Annotated in this window: 13 protein-coding genes; 9 read left to right on the plus strand and 4 right to left on the minus strand. The window is 39.0% G+C overall.

The genetic code is table 11. The features are described from left to right. The first annotated feature begins 146 nt into the window (after positions 1 to 146). Positions 147 to 917: a response regulator transcription factor gene (locus tag BW980_RS11150; protein WP_076455286.1), complete on the plus strand. Its 771-nt coding sequence runs from the start codon at positions 147 to 149 to the stop codon at positions 915 to 917. Positions 918 to 1,091: 174 nt separating this feature from the next. Here the strand turns inward: BW980_RS11150 and BW980_RS11155 are convergent, their stop codons facing one another. The 3 genes from BW980_RS11155 to BW980_RS11170 all read right to left on the minus strand — a co-directional run bounded on the left by BW980_RS11155 (position 1,092) and on the right by BW980_RS11170 (position 3,547). Next, positions 1,092 to 2,021, minus strand: coding sequence for a DUF4625 domain-containing protein (locus BW980_RS11155; RefSeq protein ID WP_076455287.1), 930 nt, complete (start codon positions 2,019 to 2,021; stop codon positions 1,092 to 1,094). A 237-nt stretch (positions 2,022 to 2,258) separates the two neighbouring features. Then, a complete protein-coding gene (locus BW980_RS11165; RefSeq protein WP_139327657.1) occupies positions 2,259 to 2,753 on the minus strand; it encodes a hypothetical protein in 495 nt (164 codons plus the stop codon). 29 nt (positions 2,754 to 2,782) lie between these two features. Further along, entirely contained in the window at positions 2,783 to 3,547 is a 765-nt protein-coding gene (locus BW980_RS11170; protein WP_076455290.1) for a hypothetical protein, read from the minus strand. Positions 3,548 to 3,897: 350 nt separating this feature from the next. Between BW980_RS11170 and BW980_RS11175 the strand changes: the two genes are divergently transcribed. Continuing rightward, positions 3,898 to 5,205, plus strand: coding sequence for an NAD(P)/FAD-dependent oxidoreductase (locus tag BW980_RS11175; RefSeq protein ID WP_076455291.1), 1,308 nt, complete (start codon positions 3,898 to 3,900; stop codon positions 5,203 to 5,205). Positions 5,206 to 5,396: 191 nt separating this feature from the next. Here BW980_RS11175 and BW980_RS11180 read toward each other — a convergent pair whose 3' ends face one another. Continuing rightward, the gene (locus BW980_RS11180; protein WP_175609880.1) at positions 5,397 to 5,957 is read right to left on the minus strand and encodes a DUF6642 family protein; all 561 of its coding nucleotides are present in this window, start codon (positions 5,955 to 5,957) and stop codon (positions 5,397 to 5,399) included. A 280-nt stretch (positions 5,958 to 6,237) separates the two neighbouring features. On the opposite strand from BW980_RS11180, the gene BW980_RS11185 reads away from it, so the two are divergent. From BW980_RS11185 to BW980_RS11215, 7 genes are read left to right on the plus strand one after another with little or no spacing between them, the layout of a single operon-like run. Beyond that, positions 6,238 to 6,792 (plus strand): LemA family protein, encoded by a 555-nt coding sequence (locus BW980_RS11185; RefSeq protein WP_076455293.1) that lies wholly within the window; start codon positions 6,238 to 6,240, stop codon positions 6,790 to 6,792. A 2-nt stretch (positions 6,793 to 6,794) separates the two neighbouring features. Beyond that, on the plus strand, positions 6,795 to 7,949 hold the full coding sequence (locus BW980_RS11190; protein WP_076455294.1) for a glycosyltransferase family 4 protein: 1,155 nt from the start codon (positions 6,795 to 6,797) through the stop codon (positions 7,947 to 7,949). Between the two features lies 1 nt (position 7,950). Continuing rightward, positions 7,951 to 8,904, plus strand: a complete 954-nt coding sequence (locus BW980_RS11195; protein ID WP_076455295.1) for a hypothetical protein — start codon at positions 7,951 to 7,953, stop codon at positions 8,902 to 8,904. Between the two features lie 5 nt (positions 8,905 to 8,909). Continuing rightward, positions 8,910 to 9,317 (plus strand): hypothetical protein, encoded by a 408-nt coding sequence (locus tag BW980_RS11200; RefSeq protein ID WP_076455296.1) that lies wholly within the window; start codon positions 8,910 to 8,912, stop codon positions 9,315 to 9,317. Next, entirely contained in the window at positions 9,317 to 10,420 is a 1,104-nt protein-coding gene (locus tag BW980_RS11205; RefSeq protein ID WP_076455297.1) for a glycosyltransferase family 4 protein, read from the plus strand. Before BW980_RS11200 ends, BW980_RS11205 begins: the two co-directional genes overlap by 1 nt. After that, on the plus strand, positions 10,417 to 11,034 hold the full coding sequence (locus tag BW980_RS11210) for a hypothetical protein (RefSeq protein WP_076455298.1): 618 nt from the start codon (positions 10,417 to 10,419) through the stop codon (positions 11,032 to 11,034). Before BW980_RS11205 ends, BW980_RS11210 begins: the two co-directional genes overlap by 4 nt. After that, positions 11,034 to 11,840 (plus strand): hypothetical protein, encoded by an 807-nt coding sequence (locus BW980_RS11215; protein WP_076455299.1) that lies wholly within the window; start codon positions 11,034 to 11,036, stop codon positions 11,838 to 11,840. Before BW980_RS11210 ends, BW980_RS11215 begins: the two co-directional genes overlap by 1 nt. Positions 11,841 to 11,847: the final 7 nt, after the last annotated feature.

Genomic DNA, 11,847 nt, shown 5'->3' on the forward strand with positions numbered 1-11,847 from the left:
TTTTAAATATTTGTTGTATTTTCCTTTTTTCTTATAGGATTTTACGTTATTAATCGTGAGTCTATAGGTTGCTCTTTCAAGGGACAAACCGTCTTTTTTCCCTGTACTCCCCTACCCAACAGTAAAGAATAACTAGCTTTTATACCGTGAACAAGGCCATTGTCTCCTATAAAAAGATATTTGATGCGGATAGCCCGTATGACGGGGCCGTGGTTATGAAATATATAGAGCGGTTAAAAAAATTGGATGACCATACCCCTTCAATGGAATCGTTTATTTTGGTAACCAATACTTCAAGACAATCCTATGAATATGTCGGCAATGATTTTGAAAAGACCTTGGGCCTTGATCGCAAACGCATGTTTTCAGAAGGACTTTCTTATTATCTGTCCCATTATCATTCCGAAGAACTGCCTTTATTACTAAATATTTTTGAGGAACTTATGAATTTTACAATGACCAAAATGACTTTGAAACAACGACAACGGGTCATCTATACCTGGAACTATCGCATACGGAATGGCAAGGGGCAATATAAGAATATGTATGTGCAACAAACACCTATTTTTTTTGATTTGAAAGGCATGCCCATCATTGGTTATTCACACAACTCCATCGTCGGGGATGGCAGTCCGAGCCCCATGATAGCGACTTGCAAATACCTAAACGAACAGGAGGAATTTGAAACCTTGTTTTACAAGAACTATTTTCAGGAAGCCTTCCTGCAGGTACTTACAAAAAGAGAAATGGAGGTGGTCAAATTATTGGCCAACAGCTATACCACTAAAGAAATCGCCCAAAAGCTCTATATCAGCGAACAGACTGTGGGCGTACATAGAAAAAATATTCTTGGCAAGTTGGAAATGCGGACCACAGCTGAAATAATCGAGTACTGTAATAAATACCACGTTTTTTAAGGTACAAGCCCCCTCCCCCTAATACCATCGGCCTTACAAAATAATACCCTCCCCCGGATAATTTTATTTTCTGGCAAATGCTAAAATCACACTTAAATTGCAGGGTTTTAAACCCCAAACTGAAACCCATAAAAAGAGCCCCCTTTTTGGAGGCTTCGATTTTGTACGAATTTCTTAATTTTCCAATGTAACCTCAAAATATTGAAATAAACTCATATTGTAGGTAGTGTTTTCATAGAGAAAACCTAAAACATAATCCCCTTCCTCCCATGCCTTTACATCGGAAATGGGGTTGGCCGTGGGTATATTGTTGTCAAATTCTGCTCCTATTACCAATTCGGGGTATCTTTCACTAACAATATCTTCATTGCCAAAGAGGGTAGGCTCCTCTATACCTGTGTGCTTATAAATATCCCAAATTATAGTTTTAGAGTAATCTATGGCATCGATGGTATGGGGTTTATGGTCAAGTTCCTTTTTAATAAGCACCACATACAGTTGTCCGTCTCCTTTTACCCCATTTATAAATGTACCTGCTCTTAGAAGTTCATTCATATAAAGGGTATTATCTGGAGTTCCAACATTAACTCCTGCACTGGCATTATATCTAATAACAGATCTGTTATTTTCTGGATTAAAAACACTCATAAAAAACCAAGCAGGATCAACAGCTAAGTTTTCAGGAAGAATTATAGTAATGTTTCTTTTTTCCTCCAGAACGGTACCGTTTTCATCGCTTACTACAATACTAAAATCATAATTGCCTTCTATTGCATCGTCGGGAATATCAAAATGTTTGTGTACGGTAGCATTTTTAACACCCTTGAATTCGTCCCAAGCTATTTCATAACTCCAAGTACCGGCATAGGTCTCTCCCTCCTTAGGTTCAATTTTTATTTGAACCATATCAATTTTATCACCTGCAAGAATTTCTGCATTAAAATGGAAATCACGGCCAACAACACCCGTCTCGTTGTTGCTGAGACCAACCTCTACATTGTCAATTGTCGCTAACAAGGGTTCGGGGTCATTGCTTTCACAGGAAGTGAATAACAAGAATGCCACAGGAATTACCAATAAGAGTGTTTTTAAATTTGTTTTCATTGTTTTCTAGCTTATTTATTTTATTGGTTTATTCATCTTTTCAATTAAATAACCGGTAAGGGCTGCCACTGCAAGTTCTTCGGATATTATCTTGCTCAGAAGGCAAGTGCGTATTGGATACTTGGCAACTTTGGTTGGTCCTTCCGTATCTATACCCCATCGAGAAAGTTGCTGCGCAATTGGCTTGTCCGAGAAAGGTTTTTGATTGTCCGTGATTATATGGCATGGCATCACTTTTTAATTCAAATGGAATTTTTCCTTGCAAATCAAATTGGAATAAATCGGATAAAATTTATTTTCCCGTTGGTTGTAAATTTTCCCTTTGATAGTAAGGGATTGCCCAAACCAATGGTTGAAATCATCACTAATCGCTTTAATTTTATGATTCAAATAATACGAAAACAGTAAATCTTGGGAGGGGTTGTCATCCCAAAATTCCAAGTGTTCTTTTTGCTCCCCAATATTCGTGTATAGCTTTTCCAAGCCCCTTATGTTTTTGTAAAATTGGTTCTCAACAGCATCTGAAATAATCTTGTTTTCACTGGAGAGTACAATAAATAGGTTAGTGATATTTTTCCTCCGAATCAATTTATAGAGGTATTCCATTGTTTTAAAATCCCGTGAAAAGGTATTGCCCAATGAGGTATAAAAATAATTTTCGCAACTATATACGGTGTTGATCACAGGTTCCAAATTATCTGTGGGACATAGGAGAAATAGATTGTTTCGCATTAAAGAACAGGTTAATAATGATAGACCAACTATAAGTTTTTAAATGCTTCCGTTTCCATAATGGATACCGATTTAAAATTGTCCGCTTGGTCGGTATTGACAACATCAAAGTTTCTAACATCCACATAATCGTTAAATTCTTCGCTCGTATTGATAATTACGCCGCCAAGCAGAAAAACTCTTTTACAAGAGAATTCCTTAATACTCATTTTTACCAATTGTTTTATCTGTTTATCTATGGCTATATAAGTATAGTCCGTTATAGCTTTTTTAGGGTTGTCAGATTGAAGGATATCGTGTTTAAAGGGCATTAAAGTTTGTTCCAATTGAATCTGTTGATGGTCGTAATACACGTTTTGAGGTACATAGATCTGTTCTTCATTTTTTTGGTCAAACCGCTCCAAGGCAAGCATTAAGGCTCCGCAACTATTTGTTAAACGCGTTTGACCTATTCTGCGCATGCGCCCCAGTTCTCCCTCATCGGTAATGCCAATATGCGGACCGTAAAAAATAAAGGCATCTCCACCGTCTGGAATGTGGTGGGAAAAAGCGACCATGCCCGTGAATCCTGAAAAAGGTAAGCCGCCTAGCCCCCCCATAGTAAATGGTCTGCTTAATACTTTTCTAAAATCTGTTGAAACATTTACATCATCTGAGCAAACCGAAGTGGCAAACAGCATTTTTTTTAGGTCGGATTTATACTCCGTTTCTAAGAGAGATAAATAACTTTCGGTTATTTCAGCTCCAGTTTTAGCACTTGGATAATGTGTATTTACTGTTTCCTTAATTTTCATGACTGAATTTGTTTAGATGAATCGGATCTCCCCTATAAGTTGCCGAGCCTGCATGGATAAAAAAGAAATGGGATTACTATACCAAGTACAATGTTTGGATAGGGTTTCTGTTTTTACTTTCTTTTAAAGCCATCGCTAATGCAACTGGGTTGCAAAATATAAATATAAACTTGTTAATGCAACTCAGTTGCGAAATTTAATTATCAGCCCGGCCATCCAACGGATCTCCTCCCCCCACATCCTCAAATATCCAAAAACTGGGGACTTGCCAATGGCCTTTTGTAACCAATGTTACCGAAACGCTAACGATAAAGCCCTATATTCATCAAATTCCTAAAATAAAACTATAAATGAGCACACATCATCAAATTCTTATAATCGGTGGCGGTACCGCCGGAATTATGGTAGCCGCACAGCTAATAGAACAAAAAAAGGCCAAGGATGTGGCCGTGATCGAACCGTCGGACACCCATTATTACCAGCCTGCTTGGACCTTGGTAGGGGCCGGTACCTATGACTATGACAAAACAGCCCGACCCATGGCCTCCGTTATGCCGAAAAAGGCCACTTGGATCAAGGACAGGGCAACGGGTTTCGACCCCGAAAACAGTACGGTACATACGGCGACCAAAGGTGATTTTACCTATGATTACTTGGTAGTGGCGCCGGGACTGGCCTATGATTTCAGCCTCGTCCCCGGTTTGGGCGATGCCATCGACAAAGGGGTGGTCTGTAGCAATTACACCAATCCGAAGCACACCTGGGAGGTTATTAAGAACTTTAAAGGGGGTACCGCCCTTTTTACACAGCCAACAACCCCCATTAAATGTGGCGGGGCACCCCAAAAGATCATGTACCTGGCAGAAAGCTATTTTCGCAAAAGCGGTGTACGCAAGAATACGGAAGTGGTATTTGCCACCTCCGGAACCGTAATCTTCGGGGTCAAGCAGGTTGCAGAAACCTTGATGAAGGTGGTGGATAGAAAGGATATCAACCTAAGGTTCCACCATAAGCTGGTCGCCGTGGATGGCGATAAGAAAATAGCCTGGTACGAAATGGGCAAGGATATTACCGCCGGTGGATGTGTTGTAATGTCCGGTGACGACGACAACGAGTTTTTGGATGAATCCTTCCAGTACAATTACAAGGATGTAAAGGTAACCCAAGACGGCGACCGCTACGGCATTCACTACGATATGCTGCATACGGCCCCTCCCTCGGTGGCACCCCAATTCGTTAGGGAGTCCCCCTTGGTAAACGAAGCGGGCTGGGTCGACGTCGATTCCAAGACCATGCAACACAAGAAATACCCTAATATTTTCAGTTTGGGGGATGTATCTTCCCTGCCAACGGCCAAAACGGGTGCCGCCATTCGCAAACAGGCACCGATAGTCGTTGACAATATCGATACCTTGATCAAGACCAAGCACAAGGGCAATAAGTCTTACAATGGGTATTCTTCATGCCCCTTGGTGACCGACTACGGAAAAATGGTGTTGGCGGAATTTGATTACAAGAACAATTTTACGCCGGACCCAAAGTTGAAAAACCTGTTGATCAACGACAGTTCAAAGGAACACTGGAGGCTATGGATGCTCAAAAAATACGGCTTGCCCTATTTGTACTGGAACAAGATGATGAAGGGCAGGGAGGTCTAATTCCAGCCTTCCCTAAAAATCAGAACTAAGTGTATGGATTGATTGGTTTAGGGAAGGCCATACCTTGATGAGGTTTTAAATATGAAATCGGTTTTATACTCCCATTCTTTTTCTTTTGAATAAGGTGCCGAAGAAGTTTTTAAAAAGGAAAAAGTTAAGGAAGAAGGATTTTATATTGCATTTATCAAGCTTTAATAATACAACCTAAAATCGAGCAATTTGCACACATTGTAATGCCTTTGGTGCAGCTCCTCTACCACATCGAACATATTGTCGTCTTCCTTAAAGAGGTTGAAGAAGGCCTTGTCTAGGTTGGCACTGCTTATTCCCTCATAGGCGTTGCCATAGCCGGAAATCGCTTTGGCGTTGGTAATATCCAAGAAGTATTGCGCTTCATCTTCGTCCAAATCCAGAATTTTGGCATTGGAAAAGTGCAAGATCTTTCCGCGCAAACGGCCTTCAAAGAGCTCCGCAATCTCCTGTAAACTGTAGTAGTAGCCATTGAGGCAGATGCTATTGGCCTCACCGGCCATGACCAGGTAGATAATTTCGTACTCCTTAAAATTATGGTCGTCCAAGACCAGGGCATTTAGGCTATCTTCGAGCCCTTCAATGGTGTCGCATGTTTTGTAAATGCTGGCAACCCCATATTTCATGGCCAATTGCCCCAAGCTTTCCTGTGTTTCGGTAACCTTGTCCGTTTCTATCTCTTGAACCGCTTCCAAACAATAGATGAAATAATCGGAATCCATCGATTGTTTTTGGGGTAACTGTCGTCTTTTCTCTAGCAAGTTTGTTTAATTATGTAAAGTGTATGAGGCACAAAATTAAGGGAACTCTTTTATTCCCTTTAACGTTTTCAAATAAAATACATGTCAGTTATCGTTAAACCTTTAAAGCGATCCGTTGTACCTAAGATTCTGATACTCGGTAAAAACCTTCATCTAAAGCATAAGCTTAGTTTACATTATCATTTTAATTCCTATAATAATAATCAGATTTTTCTGTTAAATTAGCATAAAAACTATCCTTATGGTTATATCTATTGTGCTAATTGGTATTGTTTGTATCTTGATTTTCTATGTCATTTCGGTGTATAACGGATTGGTTCGGAAGAAAGTAGAAATGGAAGAAGGCTGGAGCAGTATCGATGTTTTTCTAAAAAAACGATATGATTTGATTCCCGGTTTGATAGAAACCGTAAAGGGGTATGCCAGTCATGAAAAAGAAACCTTTGAAAACATAACCAAGGCCCGAAATCTAGCTCAAAGCGCTTCTTCGGTCGATGAGCAGGGTAAGGCGGAAAGTGTTTTAAAAAATTCTATGGTCAATCTTTTTGCCATCGCCGAGAATTACCCGGATTTAAAGGCCGATCGAAATTTCCGGGAACTACAAAACGAGCTGACCTCATTGGAAGACGATATTGAAATGGCCCGTAGGTATTACAATGCCACAGTAAAGGAAAACAATATCGCCATAGATAGTTTTCCGTCAAATATCATTGCCAATATGTTCACTTTTAAAAAGGGTGAGTTTTTTGAAGTTGAAAACGCGGCAGAAAAAGAACCGGTTAAATTCTCTTTCTAGTTTTGGAGAAAAGAAATGTCTACGCTACCTATGATGTGTTTCCTAGCGCAAAAGGTGCTTCTACACATATCAGGGAGATGATCTTGGTTTCGTCACAACAATGTGACCAATTACAATTGTACTGTTTACGGGGTAATAGCTCCTACCCTGCCGTACAGACGGAAGGCAATATTTTTATAAAGCGCTATTATAACGAAGAAAAGCTGAATTATCTAGAAAAGGCCTCCCTTTTTTCCCAGCAACTATTTATCGATATCCAAAAGCATAAGGAATCTATTCAAATAGGTCATTTTAGGGATGTTTGGAGCGGCATGGGATTGATCGCCGAACCGAGTATAAAAACCATCTTTGAGGTGAATGCCTTAACATCGGTAGAACTCCCCTATAGGTATCCTCATCTAACCCCTAGCTTTCTACGGAAATTAAAGGAGCTGGAGTTGCAATGTTTACAAAAATCGACCGTAATCATTACTCCTTCCGAGGTTACCAAAACCTATTTAGAGACCAATTATGCCGTCGATGCCGAGAAGATAAAAGTGATACCGAACGGGGCCCATATACCCGATTCCTTTGAAAGACCAATCGATGCCCCGGAACAATACCTAATTTATTTTGGGGCCATACAACCTTGGCAAGGTTTAGAGGTGTTGCTAAAGGCAATGACTTACTTAGAAGATTTTAAAGACCTAAAACTGGTCATTTGTTTGGCCGTAAAGGAAAAAGCCTTTAAACCCTATAGAAAACTATTAGAGAAATTAGGTTTGGAAAACCGTGTTATTCTAAAGTCTAGATTGCCTAAAAAAGAGTTGTACAACTACATCCATTATGCAGAAGCTTCCATTGCCCCGTTAAAGGCGTGTGACCGAAACATTACTCAGGGGTGTTGTCCGCTTAAGATATTAGAGAGTATGGCGTGTAAAACTATGGTGGTCGCTTCGGAATTACCAGTGGTTACCGAGTTGCTTACCGAAGAGGAAGCCCTACTTTTTGAACCCGATAGGGAACAAGATCTGGCACGGTGTATTCGGTTTATATTGGATGAACCGGAAAGAAAGGAAAGCTATATAGCCAATGCCTTTAAAAAGGTTCAAAGTGATTTTTTATGGGAGGGTCAAAAAGCCAAATTAAAAAAAGTATACCAAGATTTAATGCTCTGATATGGACAGACAAGGCAATGAATTAAATAAGGAACAATATATAGGGGCACCTATAGAAAGAGCCCACTTGCACAGAGGTTTTAATTCTAAAAAAACACCGGTTAAATGGATTCGGTTTTTTAGGGCTTGTGTAGTGCAAAGAGAAATAGCCGAAGAGAAAAAGAAGAAAAAAATAAAAAAGATATGGTTTATCTTTTTGGGCATTTTCATAGGTACTTTTATAACTTCTCCGCTAACGAATATTTCCCCTGTTTTTAAAATTCTACCCACCACACTGGGGATGCTCGTGTTTCCCGGTCTGATAGTGGCGATTATCATGACCTATAGAACGAACAAAAAGTTCAAAAAGAATTTTGCGGAAGGTTTTGACTTTTTTGCCGATTACTTTTCGGCCCTGTTTACTTTAATTGAAGAAGATTTGCAGGTAGAATCAAAGATAGCCTTAGAGGCCAACTTAAAGCACACGATAACAAAGGAAAACCTTATTAAGAACGAAGCCTACACTAGCGAGACTAGTGGATTTATTAAAGGGGAAGAAGAACATTACGAACGGGTAATAAGTAAGGGGTCGTGTTTGTTTTATGACGAATCGTTAATCTTCTTTCAGTTTACCGAAAGAACGAGAAAACGGATTATCCTGAAAAGAGGTAGTAGCGGTAAAAGAAAAACAAAATACAAGTATAGGGCGGCATATCCGTTTACCATTAAAATGAAGATACCTAAAAACAAATATCAATTGAACCCGTCTGTCGATACGAAAGAAATAAGTTTTGTTGAAGATGATGCGTATTATGTTTTTAAAGTAAGCCGAAAATTCGATGTTAAAAAGGAAAACCCAGAGCAATACAATCCCTATAATGAAAGTAGCATTACTGCTTTTGCGGTAGATTATTTTTCCTTAGAAGTCATTAACCTCATCAACACTTGCTACAGTTGTGTAACCCCTAGCGCTTAATCTTTATGGAAGAAAAAACAACACGTTGCGAAGAATTTACAGGGCTTTTTGTGGTTCGAAATTGTGAAAACAATGCAACCATAGTTTGTGATAAATGCAAAAAAAATGTGTGTAGTACACATGCCTTTAAAGCCAACCAAATTGTCAATCCAGGAAAGGAGCATGCGGTCTATAAAAAAAATAATTCCATTTTATGCATTAGTTGCTTTGTAGAGTTCGATGCACGACTTACCAATGATATAGAACTCTATTCAAAGGACCGGTCGGTTTGGAGGAGAAAAATGATACATCGATTCCATGCTGAATATCCATATATGGTATTTCTGGCCGAAGATTACGGTAGTTTATTCGATAGGAGCTCTACTGTATTTTTGCATGATGATTCTGATGAAGGATCTTATTTTGACAGTTAATGAATGTACTGCTAATCACTCAAAATTATCCACCTAATAAAGGAGGTATGGCCGTTTCCTGTGATCGGTTGGTGCGCAATTTCAAAAGAAACGGTATAAGGGTTCATATCATCCATTTTACGAACAGAAAGAAGAAATTCAGCACACAAACCGTTGTTAAAGGTACCTATTCCGCCGTACCGATTGAAAGTTCGGAGGAGTTTACCCTATCCTTAGCTGCCGAATTTGTTCAGCAACTCCCCTTTTTAGACACGCTAAGCTATATTGGTATATTTGGAGGAAACCTACCGATTAATTTAGGCCCTGTTTTATCTAAATGGATACATAAACCTTTGATTACCTTTATTAGGGGCAATGATTTTGATGAAGGTATTTTTTCAAAAAAGAGAGGCCATGTATTATATGCCCTTGAAAACTCTAGGTATGTATTTACGGTAACTAAAGAGAAAAGGGAGAAAATAGACAGCCTTGTATCGCACAACAACACCTATTTTACTCAAAACGGAATTAATACCGCGTATTGGAAACCCGCAAAAAGTCACTTCGAAAATATTGAACAATTAAAAAAGTCGTTCAATTCTAAAATCCCGATTGCTTTTATAGGGCAGTTAAAAGCCAAAAAGGGGATTGTCAATTTTGTAGAAACCTTTGCGAAATTCCCCTATAAAAATGATTTTGTACTGTGTTTAATAGGTGATGTAAGTGACGAAACCAAAACCTATATCCTTGATTTAGATATCAACGTTCAGTTTTTTTCTTTTGCTAACCAGAATGAACTCATATTGTTCTACAATGCCATCGATATAGTTGCCATACCCTCTTTTTATGATGGAATGCCGAACGTGTTATTGGAAGCGGCCGCCACCAAAAATATGGTAATCGGTGCCAATGTCGGGGGAATAAAGGATGTAATCAGCGATAAGAAGGACGGGTTCTTATACAATCCTTTTCAGCCAAATGAACTGTTGGACGTTTTATTGCAAATACATAAAATGTCACCTTCCGAAAAAGAACGGATGAGCGAGGCATTGTTCCAGAAAATTAAAACGGACTATACCGAAGAAATAGAAATATCAAACTACATAAACATTTTAAAACCATGAGAAAGACACACATTCTTTTTGTAATGACCCTATTTTTGCTGGCAAGTTGTAAAACAGAAACCAAGAACCCACCTGAAGCGGTCATAGACAGCCCAACAAGCACTTCTGCCAGCGCTAGTACAGGCAACCTTGACGTCACCATCACGACCGCTGACGGAGCTGTTTTGGGCGGTTTTGACCTGTCTCCCATAAAAATCCTTGCGAACAATACCAACTACACTTTTAAAAGTAAACCGGACAAGCATAAGTTTTATGCCAACGGAAGAATGAAGTATGAGGTAAAATTCAAGGAAGAAAGCTTAAAATTACGCGATGAGGATTCCGAATTACTATGGAAGGTTAAAATATACCCCGACAAGGTGAAAATTTCAGATAATGAGGAGAACGAAAATGCTTTTGAAGTAAGACCTTATGATGACAAGATCAAAATAAAGCGTGATGGAGAGGAATTATATAGGGTGAACCTGGAAGGAAACATTGTTAAGGTAAATGACAAGGAAGCTTATCAACTTTCTTCGGCCCAAGAGAATTATGTCTATGCTATTTTGGCCATAGAAGAGATACCCACTGATCATAAATTGTTCATCATAGCTGAATTATTAAATAAAATATAGTGTATTTATTTTATGTGTACGGTGCCGGCTTCGGGCATATAAACAGGGTACTTAATTTTATATACACACAAGAAATACCCTTGAGGGAGTGTGTGCTATTGACGAATTCTGTTTTTAAGGATCAGGTGCCAAGAGCTATAACGACCATACACAAGGAAGATGGGTTTTTTAAAAACCAGGTGAATTTCAATCTTTTTTTACTTGACTGTATAAAAGCGTATAAGATAAACACATTGGTGGTTGATGTTTTTCCTGCGGGTTTTCACGGAGAACTTGAAAAAAGCATTCCCCTTCTTAATTCAATACATACCATATTGCTGGCCCGAATTTTAGACGAGGGTTACTTTGAAGAATATTCGTGTCCGGTTTATGAAATTGTATACACACTTGAAAACGGAATTGCCTTAGCGAATTATCGCTACAAAGAGGTAATTCCGTTTACTTTCCAGATACGGCCTAGAGAAGGCACAGAAGCCTTAAAGCTTAAGCGGCCGTTTTTTTTGGTCATGCATTCTTCTCCCCTTGAAGAGGTTTTGCTATTGTACAGACAGGCCTTGTTATATCGCACCGATGAATATATTTATATCTATTCATTTGCGGAAATCCCAAAAGATCGGATGCGTGAAAACACCAGCAGTATAAATGGCGCGGGCATTGATGAAAAGACCCTAAAAAACGCTAGCAAAATTTTTACCGGTTGTGGTTTTAACACTATCCTAGAAACTGAAAAGTATAGAAAAAAACAACATATCCTCCCTTTTAAAAGAAGGTATGATGACCAATTCAAAAGAAAACAGCTGCTTTAAAAAACGG

It is taken from the genome of Zobellia uliginosa (assembly GCF_900156625.1).
Lineage (GTDB): Bacteria > Bacteroidota > Bacteroidia > Flavobacteriales > Flavobacteriaceae > Zobellia > Zobellia uliginosa.